This window comes from Bacteroidota bacterium, assembly GCA_017303975.1.
Classification (GTDB): domain Bacteria; phylum Bacteroidota; class Bacteroidia; order JAFLBG01; family JAFLBG01; genus JAFLBG01.
Genome location: JAFLBG010000015.1, coordinates 39,113 through 59,591, shown reverse-complemented (window position 1 = coordinate 59,591; position 20,479 = coordinate 39,113). Strand labels below are relative to the sequence as shown.

Annotated in this window: 7 protein-coding genes; 5 read left to right on the top strand and 2 right to left on the bottom strand. The window is 37.5% G+C overall.

Annotated elements, in window-relative coordinates:
- The first annotated feature begins 34 nt into the window (after positions 1-34).
- From J0M08_07130 to J0M08_07110, 5 genes are all read left to right on the top strand, one after another.
- Positions 35-1,906: a sulfatase-like hydrolase/transferase gene (locus J0M08_07130; protein MBN8702820.1), complete on the top strand. Its 1,872-nt coding sequence runs from the start codon at positions 35-37 to the stop codon at positions 1,904-1,906.
- A 48-nt stretch (positions 1,907-1,954) separates the two neighbouring features.
- The gene (locus tag J0M08_07125) at positions 1,955-7,555 is read left to right on the top strand and encodes a hypothetical protein (protein ID MBN8702819.1); all 5,601 of its coding nucleotides are present in this window, start codon (positions 1,955-1,957) and stop codon (positions 7,553-7,555) included.
- 150 nt (positions 7,556-7,705) lie between these two features.
- Positions 7,706-10,039, top strand: coding sequence for a gliding motility-associated C-terminal domain-containing protein (locus J0M08_07120; GenBank protein ID MBN8702818.1), 2,334 nt, complete (start codon positions 7,706-7,708; stop codon positions 10,037-10,039).
- Between the two features lie 200 nt (positions 10,040-10,239).
- Complete coding sequence (locus J0M08_07115; GenBank protein MBN8702817.1) at positions 10,240-10,617, top strand: hypothetical protein; 378 nt, start codon at positions 10,240-10,242, stop codon at positions 10,615-10,617.
- Between the two features lie 29 nt (positions 10,618-10,646).
- The gene (locus J0M08_07110) at positions 10,647-10,907 is read left to right on the top strand and encodes a type II toxin-antitoxin system HicA family toxin (protein ID MBN8702816.1); all 261 of its coding nucleotides are present in this window, start codon (positions 10,647-10,649) and stop codon (positions 10,905-10,907) included.
- Between the two features lie 166 nt (positions 10,908-11,073).
- Here the strand turns inward: J0M08_07110 and J0M08_07105 are convergent, their stop codons facing one another.
- Both J0M08_07105 and J0M08_07100 read right to left on the bottom strand, forming a co-directional pair.
- A complete protein-coding gene (locus J0M08_07105) occupies positions 11,074-14,181 on the bottom strand; it encodes a SpoIIE family protein phosphatase (GenBank protein ID MBN8702815.1) in 3,108 nt (1,035 codons plus the stop codon).
- A 173-nt stretch (positions 14,182-14,354) separates the two neighbouring features.
- A complete protein-coding gene (locus J0M08_07100) occupies positions 14,355-20,477 on the bottom strand; it encodes a VCBS repeat-containing protein (GenBank protein ID MBN8702814.1) in 6,123 nt (2,040 codons plus the stop codon).
- Between the last annotated feature and the right edge of the window lie 2 nt (positions 20,478-20,479).

Here is a 20,479-nt window from a genome sequence, read left to right as displayed (position 1 = left end):
CTACATGTTTTAGGAAGTAAGGTTCAGTGCAATAATGATAAATACAAGAAAAAACTACACCTTATTTATTCTCGACTTCCTGTTCTGGATTTTTCTCTTTTCATTCTTTAGAGCAGTATTTTTAGTATATAATTTAAGTGAATTGCAAGATGTTCCAGCTACTCAATTGATACTTGCTTTTTACCATGGCTTGGGATTGGACGTTTCCATGGCATCTTATTTTATTGCAATTCCATTTTTGTGCTACTTATTTGTTGGTTTTATACCAAGTGTCAAAGTCTTACGGGTCAAGAATATTTTCACATTGGTGTTGATTAGTTTGGTGGTAATTATCTCTGTTGCCGAGCTTGAAATATACAACGAGTGGGGGATGAAAATGAATATCAAAGCGTTCAAATTCTTGAATGACCCTAAGCAGATTTTTGAAACCACTCGACCTGTATTCTTTTGGGGAGGATTATCGGTAATAGCTGTGCTTACTTTTTGCTTGTACAAGTATGTTTATTTAAAATTCGTTGCTGCGCAAAATGGCATCACAAAAAATAATCTTTTTGAAAATATACTTTTTATTCTCATCACCCCCATTTTGCTGGTACTTGGAATTAGAGGAGGAGTGCAGCAAATTCCGATACAACAAAGCGATGCTTATTTTTCTAATAAGAATATCTTGAATTTGGCTGCCGTAAATAGTACGTGGAATTTGTTTCAAAGTGTATGGGAAAATACCGGGGCAATAGAAGGAAATCCTTACCATTATTATGATTTGGAGGATGCAAAGAAAGAAGTTGCACGAATAAACTATGTCGAGAAAGACACGACCATAAAAATTATTGATAGTGTAAAGCCTAATATTGTGCTTTGTATTTTAGAGGGTTGGTCGGCCGATTTGGTTAAAAGCACTGGTGGCTACGAAGGTGTAACTCCTAATTTCGAAAAATTAATTTCCGAAGGAATTCTGTTCAATAATTTATATGCGAGTGCGTCTTTATCCGACCAAGGCATAGGTTGTATATTTACCGGATTTCCTGCACAACCCAATAATTCTGTTGTTGCACAACCTGCAAAATATGCTTCGGTACCAACAATCATCAAAGAATTTAAAAAAGCCAATTACCAAACATCTTTTTTATTTGGCGGTGATTTAGATTACGCCAACATAAAGGCTTTTCTTTATTATCAGGGAATTGATAAGGTACAAGATGAAGCCTATTTTGATGCTGCTGTTCCAAGAGCAAGATTAGGAATACACGATGAATACTTATATGCGAAGCAATTGAATGAGTTGAAAAACACAGCGCAGCCTTTTTTTGCAACACTATTTACAGGCAGCACACACTCTCCATACGATATACCAATGGGAGATAGTATTACCTGGGGTGGTGATGAACGAGAATATTTGAATTCGGCTTTTTATGCAGATAAGCAGATGTATAAGTTTATTCAAGAGGCAAAAAAACAACCTTGGTATTCCAATACGTTGTTTGTGTTTATTTCCGACCATAGTCATATCACACCACATAAATATGCGTTTAACCAGCCCGAGTATAGAAAAATCCCTATGTTATTTTATGGAGAGGTGTTGAAGCCAGAACATAGGGGTACAAAGTACACTAAGCTCGCTTCTCAAATTGATTTGCCTGTTACGTTGCTTAAACAGCTAGATTTTAACACTAGCCCATACGACAAGTGGAGCAAAAATTTGTTTAATCCATATAGTCCGGAGTTTGCCTATTATGAAGCAACCGATGGTTTTGGTTGGTTAAGACCCAATCACTCTTATGTATTGGTGCATTCTCAAAATAGAGAGGAGTATCTTAAATTTTTATCGGAGGAACAAAAGAAAATCATAGAGAAAGAAGGCAAATCATACATGCAACTTGTATTCGAAGAATTTTTAAATTTTTAAACGATATTTATTTTAAAAAATAGTGAGTGTATTGTTAATACTTGAATTATGACAAAAAAAATTTTAATTGCCCTCCCCTTAGCCCTACTAGTTATTGTTGGAGGATTGTTTTTTTCTAAATACCAATCCTCTAATGGTGCTGGTTCATCACAGCAAAAACAAAATTTTAGTAGTTATATACTAGCCTACACATGGTCTCATATTTCTGTAGAATCAACTATTAGAATTGTATTGGCGAATCCTACCCAAGCAGAGGTGGAGATTGGAGTGCCTGTTAAAGAACGGTTGTTTGAGTTTGCGCCATCCATTGAAGGAGAGGCCGTTTGGTTAGATTCTAAAACTATTGAGTTTAAACCCAAGTATAAATTAGAACCGGATAAATTATATCGAGCTTCCTTTTATCTTTCTAAAGTGCTTGATGTGCCTAGCGAGTACGAAAGATTTGATTTTACTTTCAATACATTGAAACAATCTTTTTCGGTAGATGTTCAGAATGTTACATCTGTTGAGCGCGAAGGTGATCTTTCGTACGAAGTGTCCGGAGCGCTTGATTTTGCTGATGTGGTAGATAGTGGTTTGGTAGAGAGAATTTTAACTGCAAAGTTAGATGAAGTGAATATGCCAATATATTTTTTACGAAAAGGAACTAAGGAGTTTCAGTTTATTGTAAAAGATATTAAGCCTGCTGATGTTGCAAAACAATTAGTTATTAGTTGGACTGGTGCTGATTATAATATTGATGGTAGTGGTACAAAAGAAATAACAATTCCTTGCTTTTCTTGCTTGGAGTTAATGAATTTGAAGGTTGTCAACGAACCTGAACAATATATTTCTCTGCAATTTTCTAAAGCAATATTGCCAGACCAAGAGTTAAGTGGGTTGGTAACACTCACAAATGCTACTAATTTGAAATTTAGTGTTGATAATAATGAAGTAAAAGTTTTTCCTTCTGCACCGCTTATTGGTGAGCAAACGTTGCAGCTAAATGTTGGTATTGCAAGTGTAGGTGGCCTTAAGCTTTTAAAGCAATATACATATTCGGTAGTATTCGAAGATATTAAACCTCAAGTAAGTTTTGTTGGAAAAGGGACTATTTTGCCCACTACCAATGGAATGTACATGCCATTTAATGCTGTAAACCTGAAGGCGGTAGATGTAAAGGTTATTAAAATTTATGAAAACAACATTCTTCAGTTTCTTCAAGTTAATACGTTGGACGGAAACAATGAATTGTATAGAGTTGGAAAGACGATTCTAAAAAAGACGATTCCTCTTTCGTATAAGTCTGCAAAGGATTTAAAGCAATGGCAGCTCTATCACTTAGATTTAACAAGCTTGATAAAGATAGAGCCGGGAGCAATTTATAAAGTGTACCTCGATTTTAAGAAAGAGTATTCCCTTTACAATTGCGGTTCTGTAAACAATACCACCGTAGAAGATTTATCGCTTAAAACAGTTGAGGATGATATTGAAGACGAGGAGGCTGAGTATACCTATTACAGCGATTATGGAGATGAAGGGTATTATGAGTACGATGAAGAGTACGATTATAGCTTGCGAGGAGACCCTTGTAGCAAAGAGTACTACCGCTTTAAATCAGCAGTAAGTAGAAGTATTTTAGCTTCCGATATAGGGATAATTGCAAAAAAATCAGAAGATGGTTCGATAAACGTAGCGCTTACTGATTTGAAAACTATCGACCCATTGATTGGTTGCGCAATTGAATTATATGATTTTCAGCAACAGCTTATAGGCAAGGCTGTTACTAACGAACAAGGCTTTGCAACTATATTTTCTACAAAAAAGCCATTTGCAGTTGTTGCAAAGAATGGAACACAACGAGGTTATTTAAAATTAGAAGATGGTGCATCTTTGTCTATGAGTATGTTCGATGTGTCTGGAGAGCAAGTAGATAGAGGCATGAAAGGATTTGTGTATACGGAACGAGGAATTTGGCGACCTGGCGATAGCATATTTTTGGGTTTTGTTTTAGAAAATAAAGTAAATGAACTTCCTTCTAATTATCCGGTAACATTGGAGTTGATAAATCCTCGCGGTCAACAGATTAAACGATTGGTAAATTCCGAGCCTGTAAATGGATTTTATAAATTTGCATTTTCTACCTCTAAAGATGCGCCAACAGGTAATTATACGGCTAACATTGCAGCCGGGAAAGCTGTTTTTACAAAGTCGCTAAAAGTAGAAACGATAATGCCCAATAGGCTTAAAATCAATGTTAAATTTGAAAAAGAATTAATCTCCGCGAGTAAAGAAAACGATGCGCACCTGAAAGTGAATTGGCTGCACGGTGCTCCTGCAAAAAATTTGACTACTAAAATTGATGCGTACTATTCGCCAAACGAGAATTATTTTTCAGATACCTACAAAGGATTTGCGTTTACTAATCCAACATCTAATTTTTATTCAGAGAGCGAGTTGGTTTATGAAGGAAAGACAGATGCCGATGGAGAGGCTATTGTAATGCCTGATTTTTCTGCTAATACAAGTGCACCCGGTATTTTGAATAGTCATTTTACAGTTCGTGTTTTTGAAGAAGGAGGCGCATTCAGTATTGATAAATTTACAGCACCTTTTTCGCCTTATACACATTATGTGGGTGTTAAAATTCCGCAAACAACTAATTATTCTCAAACACTGGTTACAGATACCAATCACGTAATTGATATTGTTTCTGTTTCAGAAAATAAAATTCCAATTTCAAGAGACTTAAGTATTAGTATGTATAAGTTAAACTGGCGTTGGTGGTGGAATAGCTATGAAGGCGAGTTGGCAAATTTTGCAGATAAAACGTACAACCAGTTGTATTTAAGTAAAAAAATTACAACAACCCCAAATGGAAAATCTACATTAACTGTAAATATTCCAAAGAATGATTGGGGTAGATATCTTTTATTGGTACAGGACGAAAAGAGCGGTCATGTAAGCGGGAAAATAATATATTTTGATTGGCCATCGTGGTATGGTCGAACAGACAAAGGCACAGAAGGTGCTACAATGCTTGCTTTTACAAGCGACAAGGAAAAGTATAATGTAAATGATGATGTTACATTAAATATTCCTTCAACAGAAAAAGGAAGAGCGTTGCTATCTATCGAAACTGGCTCGAAAATTATTAAGCAAGAATGGATACAAACAACCAAAGGCACTACACGTTATACGTTTAAGGCAACTGAAGAAATGGCTCCCAATATATACGCATTTGTTTCATTGGTACAGCCACATGCACAACTCAATAACGATTTGCCAATTAGAATGTATGGGGTATTGCCTATAGAAGTTCACAACCCCGAAACGCATTTGAGCCCTTTGCTCGAAACAATAGATGTTTGGACACCTGAAGCAAAAACCTCCATTACTATTAGTGAAAAAGACGGGAAAGATATGGCTTATACGCTAGCCGTAGTGGACGAGGGATTGCTCGATTTAACTCGTTTTAAAACTCCTGATCCGTGGAATTATTTTTATGCACGAGAAGCATTGGGTGTTAAAACTTGGGATTTATATGATATGGTAATCGGTTCGTATGGTGCTGCTGTTGAAAGGCTATTGGCTATTGGTGGAGATGATGCCATAAACAAAAAAGGTAGTTCGAAGGCAAATCGATTTAAGCCAATGGTAAAATACATTGGTCCTTTTTATTTAAAGAAAGGCGAAAAAAGGAAACATGAATTTATGTTGCCTCCTTATGTAGGCTCTGTTCGTATCATGGCAATTGCCGGAAAAGACGGTGCCTACGGCAATGCCGAGAAAACCGTTCCTGTTCGTAAACCGTTGATGTTATTGGCTACACTGCCCAGAGTGCTTGGTCCTGAAGAGGAAGTAGATTTGCCGGTTACCATTTTTGCAATGGATAAAAAGGTGAAAAATGTTAGTGTTAAGATTACACTAAGTAAAGAATTTTCTGCTGTTGATAATGTTTCTAAAGCAATTGTATTTAATGAAGTAGGGGATAAGGTTATTAATTTTAAATTGAAAGTAAAACCTGGTATTGGCGTTGGAAAGGTAGCTGTTGTAGCACAAAGTGGCACCGAGATTGCAAAGCAAGAAATTGAGATTGATATTCGGAATCCGAATCAACCTACTTCCGAAATAATAGAAGCAATTATTGAACCGCAGAAATCGTGGACAAAAGATTTTCAGTTAGTTGGAATGCCTGGTACCAATAGTTCTATGCTGGAGGTTTCGTCAATACCGCCCATTAATTTGCAAGAACGATTAAGTTATTTGGTGAGCTATCCTCATGGATGTATTGAGCAGACAACTTCTTCGGCTTTTCCTCAGTTATACCTGAGTGGTTTAGTAGAGCTTACAGATAATTTAAAGAATCAGATTGATAGAAATATTGCTGCATCTATTGAGCGAATTAAATTGTTTCAAACAAGTGCCGGAGGTTTTGCTTATTGGCCGGGAGAAACTCTTTCTGATGATTGGGGTACAAGCTATGCCGGTCATTATTTATTGGAAGCCAAATCAAAAGGATATACGGTATCAAAACACATGTTAGAGAATTGGAAAAAATTTCAACAGCAAACAGCTCTAAATTGGTCGGATAGAGCAACTTCTGACTATTACTACCATAATACAGATTTGGCTCAAGCATATCGTTTATATACGTTGGCTTTGGCACAAAGTCCCGAGTTGAGTGCTATGAACAGATTAAAGGAAAAAATGAATTTGAGCATATCTGCCAAATGGACTTTAGCTGCTGCTTATGCTCTGATTGGACAAAGAGAAACAGCTAGCAAATTGATAACTCAATTAACTACCAGTGTGGCTCCTTACGCATATGCCGATTATACATATGGCTCTGCATTGCGCGATGAATCTATAATTGTAGAAGCTTTGTTGTTAACAGGTCAAAAAGTAAAGGCAGCGGATGTAGTTAAAAGGATTTCGGGTTCGTTGAATAGCAAGGAATGGTATAGTACACAAACTACCGCATTTGGCTTGTATGCTATTTCTAAGTACTATCTTGGAGAAGCTTTAAGTAAGGGTAATCTGACATGTAGTTATAGTTTGAATGGGGGGGCAACAAGAAGTGCTACAACTATAAAAAGTATTTACCAAGATAAATTAGTTATAAGAGAGTCTGCTAATCAAAAACTTCAATTTAAAAATACTACATCCGCAGTATTGTTTGTAAAGCTTATAAATACAGGTATTCCAAATGTTGGAAAAGCAATTGATGTAAACAACAACTTGAACATGACAATCAAATATACCTCTATGGATGGTAAATCAATTGATGTGTCTAGCTTAGAGCAGGGTACAGATTTTATTGCAGAAGTATCCGTAACAAATCCCGGACTAAAAGAGGCATACAGAAACTTAGCTCTTAATCAAGTATTCCCTTCCGGTTGGGAGATACTCAATACGCGAGCTTTTGATTTACCAACAACAGTAAAATCTGCTATCCCTACTTATCAGGATATTCGGGATGATAGAGTATATACTTATTTTGAGTTGAACAAGAATGAAACCAAAACATTTAGAGTTGTTTTAAATGCGGCTTATACGGGTAAGTTTTATTTGCCTAATACCAATGCCGAGGCTATGTATGATAAATCTATAAGCAATACAAAGCCCGGAAGATGGGTGGTTGTAAAAAGCGCAGCTCCTAATTCTTAATAGTTGTGGGTTACAATAAACTATTCAACTTATAGTGTTGAATAAATGGCAAAAGTATCTGGATTTTGATATTTGTTTTTCGTAAATTGACTAGTGGCATATTTTTGTCTATTTGTATTGCCATTGGAATTGGTTTAAGTTGTTTAATTTATGTATCGAGGGTTTAAGATAGTAATTTTAGTAGTTGCACTTTTTGTTCTTATTAAGAGCAATGTTCGTGCCCATTCTGTGCAAGTAGGTTATTGTATAAGCTGTACCGGAGATTTGCGCTTATACGTAGAGCATTGGCATAACGCAGAAGATCCATCTTCTACAACTATGACATTAGAACTTACAGTAAATGGAAATACTACCAATATAACCGGATCTCCAGCAGGAAGTTTGATTGATGTTGCTTTTGCTGATTTGCCAGCATGTTCTACACCACTAACAGTTTTTGCTAACTGCAATGATGCAAATACCTATAACGATTGGGTGATTTATGATTTCCCAAATGTTCCTTGCGGAGTTCCCTTGTCTTTTAAGATAATTTCAGGAAATACTGCCTTTACGGAGGATGGTTGCGGGATGTATCCAGCTACCGTAAATTTCACAAAATCTTGTGCAACTGCACCACCAACTTTATCTTTGGCAAGCCAAACAGTTTGTGGTGGTAGCTCTTTCGCTGCTACTAACTTTCCTGTTGGAACAGGTATAACATATAATTGGGCAAATGATAATACCTCTATCGGTTTAGGTGCAAGTGGTACCGGTGATATCCCCGGCTTTGTAGCTTCCAATGTCCCAGCTACAGCTGTTTCAACGGTTACTGTGACATTTGGCTGTTTCGATACTACATTTAATTTAACAGTTAAACCTTCGCCCATTGTTACTGTTCCTGCCGATATAGAAGTGTGTAACAACGATAATATTCCTGCAACTAATTTTGTAAGTGCGCCTGCAGGTGGTACCTTTTCTTGGACAAATGATAATACCGCAATCGGTTTAGGAGCCTCCGGTACAGGGAATATACCTTCGTTTACAGCCGTCAATACTACCTCTGCTCCAATTGTTTCTGTTGTGTCAGTAACATCTGTTTTTGATGGATGTACTGGCCCACCCGCTACCTATAATATTACGGTTAATCCTACTCCAACTGTAAATGTGCCTTCTAATATATTAGTGTGTGATGGAGACAATATTTCAGCAACTAATTTTACAAGTATACCTGCTGGCGGTACTTTTACTTGGACAAATTCGAATGTATCTATTGGCTTAGCAGCAAGCGGTTCGGGTGATATAACCTCTTTTGCTGCTGTTAATGGAGGTTCTAGTTCTGTGACTTCTGCTATAACAGTAATTCCTGAAGTGGCTGGTTGTGTTGGAACTCCGGCTGTTTATGCTATTAATGTCAATGCGTTAGCTTCTGCCAATGCAGGTGTAAATACGTTTGTATGCCCTTATACTTCTATTCAGTTGGCGGGATCTGTTGGTGGTTCGGCTACAACCGGCAGTTGGAGCGGTGGTACAGGTACGTATGTTCCTAGTAGCAGCGCTTTAAATGCAATTTACACTCCGAGCTCCGCTGAGTATTTAGCAGGTTCTGTAACACTTACATTAACAACAGACGACCCAGTTGGCCCTTGTGGTGCAGTTTCTGATGATATCACCTATTCTTTTTATCCAAATCCTGTTGTGAATTTTAATGCTGATGTTACAAGCGGCTGTCCTTTGCATTGTGTAAATTTTACCGATTTTACAGTTATTGCAGGAGATGGCAGCAGTATCACAACTTGGAATTGGGATTTTGGAGATGGCTCCGTTGAAACCATTCCCAACCCTAATCACTGTTACACCCAGTCGGGTTTTTATGATGTAGCGTTAACAGCAACTTCTAATAATGGATGTTCGGCTACATCTACCGTAAATCAAATGATAGAAGTGTTTCCCAAGCCAACAGCCGAGTTTGGCGCATCTCCTAATCCGGCAACAATTCTAAATTCGTTGGTTGGTTTTACAAATCAATCATCGTCCGATGTAAATTATTGGGCGTATTATTTTGGAGATGGAGATTCGCTAGTGCCAAGTATTCCGAATGTGCAGCACACATACCCAACGGAACAAACAAGCACATATACAGCGTCTTTAATTGTTCAGAATTCTTATGGCTGCTACGATACAGTAGCGCATGATATTATCATTGGACCAGATTTTATTTTCTATATCCCAAATAGCTTTTCGCCTAACGGAGATGGGATTAACGATTTTTTTAATGGATTGGCTATTGGATGCAATGAGTATCAATTATGGATTTATGATAGATGGGGAGTGCAAATATACACTACCGGAAAGGTTGCTTCCTCTGATGTTGCAACACCCTGGAATGGTAAAGCAAATGGGGGAAGTGATTTAGCTCAAATTGATGTGTATATTTGGAAGGTTCAAATTACCGATGTGTTTGGCAAAAAACACAACTACAACGGACACGTTAGTCTTATACGATAGTGGTTTTTAGCCCATGTTGGTTTTATCAGTTAACTATATATGAGTAAGACCGAAAATGACCATAGTTAGAAGATTTAATTCAAAAGTTAAGGTGTAAAATGTATGTTTTAACAGTTATTTTAAGCTAATTTAGATTAAAACAAAATAATTTTAACAATTTACGTTGTGCTTTATATTGATTTTAATATATCTTTGGGAATATGGCTACAGGTAATGTAAAAGCAACTTATATAAATAATAACAAACGAATAGAGATTACTCTAACAGTCTATTCTTGGGAAGAAAATGGAATATTATATATGTACTCCCCTGCATTAGATTTAACTGGTTACGGAACTTCAAAAAAAGAAGCTGATCAAAGCTTTAAAATTACACTAGGAGAATTTATAAAGTATACACACAACAAAAAAACTATTTTTGAGGAGCTAGAACGATTAGGTTGGACTGTAAATCGTAAAAAGAAAAGAGTAAATGCTCCTACAAAAGAAGAGCTTCTCCAAGATAATGAAGTATTTAGGAAGTTATCCAACAAGAAGAATATTAAGCACTACAATCAGCCTATTGCCATTCCTGTTTAATGTCTTCAAAACAACTTAAAAATATAAGCATTTCTAAGTTTCAATCTTTTTTAGAGTTAGTCCATTGTAAATATGTGAAAACTTCAGGTGGGCATGAAAAATGGACTAGGTCAGATTTGTTAAGACCTATTATATTTCAAACACACATAGATCCAATTCCTGAATTTATTATTCAAAATAATTTAAGAGTGTTAGGATATAAAAAGCAACACTTTTTTGAAATTTTGGAAGGTAAAGTTGAGGTTTCTAAAAAAGGGGATAAAATGTATGTTTTAACATATACCAAATAATATCTTCAGCCCCTATTATTATTATCACTAAAGGTATTCCGAACATACATAGTGATAATACCAACAACGGCTGGAATACCAACAACGTCTGGAAAATTACACACCCCTTTAATCCCCTCTCGAGAGGGGAGAGTTTAGAATGCCTAGTGAATAGAGCTGTTTAGGGTTAAATAGTAATACCAATAATCAATACATCATCAATTTGTTCTGTATTGCCTTTCCACTCGGTAAAGTAAGTAAATAGAATATCTTTTTGTTTGCGCATAGGCAAATGAGCGTTCGACAAGATTAATTGTTGCAAACGTTTACTTGTAATTTTTTTGCTTTTTTCTCCACCAAATTGATCAGCATACCCATCGGTAAAAATGTATAGTTGGTCGCCTTTAGAAACTTCAAGTATGTTGTTTGTAAAAAGCGTTTGCGTGCTCCAGTTGCTGCCTCCAATGCTCAATTTGTCGGGTTTTATTTCTGTTAGTTCAAAAACTCCATCGTTGTTTTTTCTAACCATATACAACGGTCGTTTTGCTCCCGAATACTCTATTGTGTATGTGGTAGCATCTTCTTTTTTAGATAGTGCAATCAACGCTAAGTCCATTCCATCTTTACTATCTACGCCTTCTCTATCTTGCTTCAAAGATTTTTTTACATCTGTATTTAGTTGATTTAAAATAGCTGCGGGTTCTTGTGCCACACCCTCTGCAATAATTTCATTTAGCAATGTATTTCCAATCATACTCATAAATGCTCCCGGAACACCATGTCCTGTGCAATCTACAGCGGCAATGTATGTTTTGTTGTGTGCACTTGTAAACCAATAAAAATCGCCACTTACCACATCTCTTGGTTTGTATAAAATAAAGGATGACGGAATTAATTTATTTAAATCTTCCTGTACAGGTAGCAGTGCGTCTTGTATTTGTTTGGCATATTCAATACTGTCTTTAATGTCGGTGTAGGCATAGCTAAGTTTGTTGTGCGCCACACTTAACTCTTGGGTACGTTCGTTTACTTTGTATTCCAATAATTTGTTACGCTTTTCTAACCTACTGGTTTGGTATCTAAAAATGCCTATAATTAGTAGCAGTGCAGCCGTGGCGTAAGAAGCATACGCCAACGATGTTTTAAATGGATTCTCTAAAATGGTAAATGAAAATTCGTATGATTCTTTTGTCCAATATCCATCGTTGTTTTGGGCTTTTAGTTTAAACGTGTAGTTGCCTGGGTCTAATGGCCCAGTATTGAATTCGGTGTTTTCTGATGGCTGATTCCAGCTGCTTTTTTTTAGACCCTCCAAAATCCATGAAAACTTAACAGATTGAATAGACAACGCTTGAAATTTGAAATATAATTGATTTTGATTGTGTTTAAGTTTTAATCCAACAGGCAGCTGTGTTCTGCTGTCTATGCTGTCTGCAAAGGTAGTCCAATCTACAGGTTGGTTGTCTAATAAAATTTCTGATATCCATAATTTAGGAAGTGTTGTGTTTTCTCTTTCTTTCAAGGTATTGTAAACAGAGACTCCCGAGGTAGATGCCATCCAAATCATGCCATCGTTAGATAGGTAAAACCCATTTTGCAAAATATCATTGCCACACATCCCGTCTTTTATCGAGTAGTGTTTTATCGATTTAGCTTTGAAGCTTGCGGTAAGTTCAATTTTGTTTACACCTGCATCGGTACCTGCCCAAAGTATTCCTTTTTGGTCAACTGCAATGGCATATACATTGTCGGAACTCAGTCCGTCTTTTTCTGTTATGTTTGAAAAAGTGCGACCATCGTAGCAGGTAAGCCCTCCGTCTTCTGTTCCAAAATACATGTTGCCTATTTTGTCTTCACAAATAGAAAGAATGGTGTTTTCGGGTAAATTATTTTTTTCTTGTGTAAATTGAGTAAATGTTTCTCCATTGTATTTCACAATGCCATACTGAAATGTACCTAGCCAAAGCATTCCATTGCTATCAAAAAAAGCGGTGTAAATATTATTGGTTGGTAACCCTTGTTTTGTAGTAATGTTTTCGAGTCCGTTAGTGGTGAGTTTAAATAACCCTGAGCCATAGGTAGAAATCCAAATGGTACCTTTTTTGTCCTTTAAAATACTTACAACAGCCATATTCTCTAGCTTTTTAAGAAAAGGAGGTTGTGTTATTTTGCCGTTTTCAAAAATAAAAGCTCCACTGGTTGTGCCAATCCATAGTTTTTGATTGTCGGCTAATGTGGTAACAATACTGGAGTTGTTGAAATCCTCGTATTTAGCCAAATGCGTCATGGACTTGTTTTGCAGCAAGTACAAACCATCATTTAGTGTAGAAAGGTAGTAGTTGCTTCCTATTGTGTTTATGTTGCTTATTTCCGGATAATCAATACCTGATTCTTTCGTATAGGATAAAAATCCATTGATGTTAAGCACACACACACCGCTGTTCAGTGTGCCAATCCAAATATTTTGCTCATTGTCTTGCATAAGCGAGGTGATGGAGTTGGAGCTCAATCCATTGTTTCGTGTAATAATATCGTAGGTGTTTGTTTTTGTATAATAGTGAACTACACCTGAGTTGCCTGTGGCGATCCATAAATTTTTGTCGACATCAATGATTATTTCATAAATAACATCCCTACTTATTTCAGGTATATTCATTTGTGTTAGCACACCTTCTTTATAATTATATACCCCATTTCCCGCGGTTCCTATGTATAAGGTCGAAGCCTTGTCGTGCTTCATGCAATAGACTGAATTTGCAGCATCAGTAGGTAGTAGCAGTCGTTTTCGTAGTTTGTTGTTTGCATAAATAAATATCCCACTATCTACCGAACCGAAAAATAAAATTCCATTTGGATCTTCTTCTATGGAATAATAAGATGTAACGGGTAATTGCAACGCATCAAATCCCTTTCCATTAAACTTCAAAATTCCGGCACCTTTTGATGCCGCTAGGATATTACCTTGGGAATCTTCGAACAAAGAATTTATTTTGTTGTTTTCCTCATTGCCAAGATTAAACTGCTTAATCTGGTTGTTTTGATATGAGAGAATGCCGTCTTTATTCGAACCAAACCAGATGGTATTGTTTTTGTCTTGAATAATAGATTCAATATTCTTTGATTCGGAATCGAATTTTTTTGAAAAATCAATGAATTTTTTTCCGTCAAATTTATTCAACCCATTTTCACTACCGATCCATTGAAATCCTTTGGAGTCTTGAAATAGACTATATACTTGAATACTGTTAATATGTTCATTTGTCGAGTATTTTTTTGTTGAATATTGTTGAGCCACAATAGTCTTAAGCCCAAGCAAAAACACTATGAATAATAGAGTTTTTTTTAATGGAAAGAAATGGATATATCTGTTGAAATTTAACACGCCAATAAAAATACAAATAAATGAGGGATTGCTAAAAACTAAAATAGCTACCCATGGGTAGCTATTTTAGTTTTCTAATTTAATTTTTATTGCACAATTAATTTTTTCTGCACTTTTATCCCTTCAGAAATGAATTCTAGTGTATAAACTCCTTTTGCGAGTGAACTAGTATCTATGTTAGCGCTCTTAGAAGCATTATTATTGAGTGTTGCGACTTTTAGTTCTTGCCCAATACTATTTACTAATCGGACAGTAAGTTTGGCGGCAATAGCTGAACTAATGTACACCAATCCTTCGGTTGGATTAGGGTACATCGATATCGCATTTCCCAACTCCTCTATACTATTGATAACAATACTGCTTGGCTTTTTTACGTTGGATGCGGAAGAGCCAAATGCCTTACCTTTTGTAGCTGTACAAAACACATTGTTTATAGCTTTTACTTTATAGCTTACATTCGTTTTAGTATATATCGCAACGTAATCTAGGTCGGTAAACACAAGGCTATTAAACGGCACTACACCTAAGCTGTCCCAAATGTTTAGGTTTCCTGTGCTATCTCTGCCTACAGCGTAAGAGCCAAAATTGGCACCTACATAAGGCAGCCAAGATAAATTAGCTTCACCGCTGGTTCCCACGTTTATTTGTAAAAATGCAGGTGCATGTGGTTGACTTAAGTTCCACTCATTTCCACATGTATCGATAGATGATATTTTATAAAAATGCTGTTGGTTGTTAGGATTTGCAGCAGCAGAGGTGTCTGAATACAAGCTCAACGAGTCAAATGGTACAGAGGCTATGTGTTTGTAAAAAGAACCCTGCAAACGATACACTCTAAAACTATCAATATCATGTACAAATGGTTTTTCCCAAACTACAATATTATGGGTAGAGGTTGAATCTACCGTTACCATACATATTTCAACAGGAGGCGGTGTAGTTACGCTTACCGCTAGATTTGAGCTAGCTCCGCTACCACAAGCATTTAAGCCGTATACGGTAATGTTTCCTGCAACGGATGCTAAAGAATAATCTACTGTAATAGAGCTACCGGTGGTTGTTCCTGTAATGGTTGCTCCGGTCGGCACACTCCATACATACGAAGTTGCATTTGTAATGGCAGGTACCGAATAGGTAATTCCTAAATCTAATGGGCAGGTATGTATTATTGCACTTCCAGATATAGCGCTTGCTGCCAATGGTAACGGATTTACTGTAACTGTTGCCATGCTGCTTGTACCACTTCCACAACTATTGGTAGGAGTTACTACTACTTGCCCGGAAATGCTGCCAGCAGGATAGTCGACAGTTATGCTGTTGGTGTTTGTACCTGATTGTATAGTTGCGTTGGCGGGCAAACTCCACTCATATCCTGTAGCACTGGTTGATGTGTTAATGCTGTATGTGCCTGTTCCTGCCTCGCACACAGTTAATGAGCCTGTAATGCTAGATGCTGCGCTTGGCAAAGGATTAACCGTAACACTAAATGCTGGAGAGGATGATCCTGTGCCGCAGGTATTAACCCCTGCTACTGTAATATTTCCGGAGATAGCAGAGTTATTATAGTCAACAAAAATAGTATTGGTACCACTGCCACTGTTTATACTTGCACCCGATGGTAATGTCCAAATGTAACTAGGTGCGTCTTGCAATGCAGATATCAAATATTGATTACCGGTACTTCCTTGGCAAACAACATTGTTTGAAGAAGTAATGGCTCCGGGAGTACTAGGTTTGTCTAAAATGGTAACAAAACCAACTTTTTGTTCTTGATCAAAAGCAGCCAAATTATCAACTACCGTCAATTGCACGTCTTTGGTTCCGGTGGTAGTATAGGTAACAACATGTGGTCCTTGACCGCTAGCGGTAGAAGGATTTGCGCCTGCTCCAAAATTCCAAGCCCATCCAATTATAGTTGTTCCGCTGCTGCTGGTAGCATCGTTAAACACAAACGTGTTTCCGGATAAACATTGTGTTTTATTGCTAGCTGTTGTAAAATCTGCTGTTAATGGACACACTTTACGTTTCACATTTACGTTGCTAGTACTTGGTGCGCAGGCTCCGTTTGATATTGTCCAACGAACCGTTACCGAATCATTTACATTAAACCCTGTAATAGCCGATGTTGGGCTTGTTGGGTTTAAAAGTGTTATGCTACCGTTGGTTGTATTGATAATGCTTAGAGAGCCGGTGCCTACACTTGGAGCGTTTGCTGCTAAGTTGGTTTGAATTCCGCACACTTCAAGTCTTGTGCCTGCATTGGCAGTTGTTGGAGTAGCATCTACGGTTACTGTAAAAGTTCTAACGATGGTGTTGTTGTTTGCTGCTCCATCGTCAACAGTTACTGTAATTACCGCTGTGCCTGATGATGCAGGAGTGTAGGATAAAATAGCTGTTGTAGCCGGGCTGGTATATGTAATTGCTATAGCCGGAATCAACGTGGTGTTGCTTGATACCGCACTAACAGTAAGTGTTTGGGTTTCGGTTACTGTTCCGGAAGAAATACCACTTAAATTAATTGTTTGTGCTCCCGAGCTTTGGCATACAGCAGCAGGATTTGAAATACTGTTAAGTGTAGGTGTTACGTTTAGTGTGTAAATATATCCACTAGAGAAGGTAGAAGTAAGGTAATTTAATTCGCATCCTACTGAACCGTTGTATTCATAAATTGCATAGTGGTAATAGGTGTTAGATTTTAATCCTGTTATGTTCACACTGTTGCTAGAGCCATTGTAAACAACGTAGTTTCCGCCACCTAAATCCGACCCACTTCCAAATGCTGCATTTGCAGAATAACTAGTACCATCAAAAGGTGCTAGGTAAGGGGTAGAAGTTCCAAACTCTCTAACCACTACCACACGATTTATTCCATTTCCTGCAGTCCAGTTAACTGTAGCGGCATTTGTAGTAGTGCCAGTAACAGAAGTGTTGTTGGATGGAGTAGTAGGTTCCGATGCGATAGGGTCAATTTTATTTTCATAAACAAGCAAGGTGTTGGAGTTTGTATTTACCACAATATCGGGATGTCCATCTGCATCAATATCTCCGGAGGTGATTCCTCCATAATAGAATCCGGAATATGCTCCATAGCTATAATCAATACCTGCTGCAAAAGAAGGAACTCCTCCCAAGCTAGCGGTTGTATTTGCTAATACTGTGTGTTTTGTTCCACTTGCATACCCTACAACAATATCCATTTTTGCTGCATCTCCGTCTAAGTTAGCCAGAGAGATAACATCTGCAGTGCCGGAGCTTAGAGTTATGTCAGCACGAGGAAAAGAGTTTGTGTTTATAGTTCCTACGGTAGTAGCGTTTCTGAAAACTGCAATGGTGTTGGTAGCTGTAGCTACGGTCATTTCAGGTTTTCCATCAAAGTTTAAGTCGCCAATGGCTACATCCATGGCATTTGCATTAAGCGTGTAATCAATAGCTGCAGATAGGGAGATAGAGCCAACAGTACTTGAGTTTTTTAGAATAGATACTTTTTTTGCATTTGTTTGAGCAATAGCTATATCGTATTTCCCGTCTAAATCAAGATCGCCTACAGAAAGTCTTCTGCCATTTGCGCTTGTGCCAACAGTATAGTTTACATACGCATCAAAATCAACATTGGTAACAGAGCTTTTGTTTTTTAGCACAGAAATAACATTTCCGCTAAAGTACCCAACAATTAACTCCGGTCGTCCGTCCAAGTCTATGTCAGCCGATTTTAGTTGTCCAGGATAAGATGGTAGCGAAAAATCTTTACGATAATCTATATTGATAGAATTGCTGGTGCTTACATTGTGGAAAATAGAAACGCTGTAAGGGTAATTGTAGTTTGCTGTTGCAATATCTAGCTTTCCGTCTCCATCAAAATCATCTACTACAACACCTACCGGACCAACGTTGCAAGTCAAATCATATTTAGTTGCAAAACTAATATTATTGTTAGTGGAGGTGTTTCGCATAATACTTAGTTTGTTGGCAGACCATCCTGCACTTAATAAATCCGGGCGACCATCTCCATCTATATCAGCAAATACATTGTCATATCCATAAGATGCAACAGCTGTTGTATTAGTTAACACGAATGATCCTGCTGCAATTCCACTTGAAGAGCAAGATTTATTTACAATAAATGCTTTAGAAGAATACCCTGTTAAATTATTTACAGTTACTTGAATAGGAGCATGAGCAACACCAAAAGGAAGTGTTACTTTTAGTTGTGTGGCTGTAGCGCTTACTACGGTGGCTTTAAGACCACCTATAAAAACTTTGTTGTCGGTAAATGTGGTGCTAAAGCCAGTTCCAGTAATCGTAATTACAGTGCCGGGAGCCCCTGATGTAGGGCTAAATGAGCTAATTACAGGTGCTGAGCCAACAGATGTTTGTTGTTCGGCTGTAGCATACGCAGAAGTTAAATAATTAGCGTTACCTGTAGCAATTACACCATTAAAGTCGTACAAGGCAAAATGGTATGTTGTGCCGGGCGAAAGTCCTGTAACTGTTGCTGAAGTAGCGCCTAACATTGAGCCATACATTGCATAATAGCCATTTCCTATTTCACTACCTTGCGCAAAAGTGCTTTTTTGTATGTAATTGTATCCATCTAATGGAGCATCAACTCCTGATCCGGAATAAACCCATCCGCTTGAACTTGTAAAATTACTTGCAGCCGTAGTAGGCATATTGTATAATGTTCCGTTTAGAGTAGGATTTGAAATAGCTTTTGATTTAATACTGCTAGCAGTTGTGTACCCATCGTCTATTGGCCAGTAGCCAGTCATGTTGAGTTCATTCCCTAATAAGGATGAGTTCATATAGGTTTGAATCTCGTATGCACTTAAGTCGGTATTCCAAATACTTACTTCATCAATTTGCCCTTGAAATTGAGATATCCCAGGATAACTTCCTAGACGAATGTTTCTTGTATTGCTTGCTGCTGTTGCAGTTCCAACCCAGTCGTTTGAGCATCTTTTGGCTCCATCCACATATAAATCAGCACCTCCTGAGTTTACAACAAATGCAATATGATGCCAATCTCCATCCGCAATAAAGCCACCGTTTGTTCCTCCTGGTGTTCCTCCGTTTCCTGGCCAGATATAATTAGTAGTATTGCCAAAATACCAGCCTATTATATTCCCTTGGTAAACATAAAGTTGATAGCCATTATAAGAATTAACTACATATTTATTGATGATACTGCTTACGGCATTTGAATTTTGAGTCGTTTTAACCCAACAAGAAACAGTTAATGGAAGGCTGTTTTGTGTATAATGATGAGGAATTACAACCGAGTCGTTTACGCCATCAAAAGCAAGTGCAGTGCGCATGCGGCTAGGCTTTACTGCTAAAAATTTACCAGCTCCATTTCCATTTGTCCAGTTTACTACTAGCGAGTTGGTCGAAACCCCAGAAAAACTAAGGTTTGATGAAGCTATGGTTGGTTCTGCTTGATTGAGTGTGGTTTGGCTGCTAGTTAAGTAAGAGGAAGTAAGATAATTTGTAACAGATCCTGATCCTGCATATTCAATAACCGCAAAGCTGTATTGAGTGCCTGATGAAAGGTTTGAAACGGTTGTAGATGTCCCAATGCCATCGTAAATTACATAGGTATTACTTCCCAATTGTGTTCCATTTCCAAAAACTGCACTTGCGGTGTAGGTCATGCCATATGCAGGCAAAGCAGATACAGAAGAATTTTTTTCTGCCAATACAATTCTTCTTGTGCCATTGCCATTACTCCAGCTTAGTGTCATTTGATTATGCTTTACATTTGTAAAATTCAAATTTTTAGCTTTTGTCGAAGGTTGGGTGTAGAAGGTATAAGTAGGATAGGTATTTGTTTTATAGTTTGGCAAGGCTACTCCGTTGTATTCAAAAACCGCTACAGTATAAGGCAAACTAGGCGATAGATTTGTTACAGGGACTGATGATGCAGAGTTTTTATATAAAACATATGATCCACCTATGGCAGTGCCTGAGCCAAAAGCTGTGCTTGCAGAATAGCCAACAAAATCAGTAGGAACATTTGAGTTGGATGTCCCCTGTGCTAATGTTGTTAATCTATAGGCTCCACTTCCATTTGTCCAAGAAATAGTAGCTCCACTAGATGAAATAGAGGTTGCGGTAATATTTGATGCAGCAGTTGTTGGTTCTTGAGAATAAGACAGGTTAGTTATCCCGATAATTAAGGTGGCAAGTAATGCAATTTTTTTGTAGCTCATTT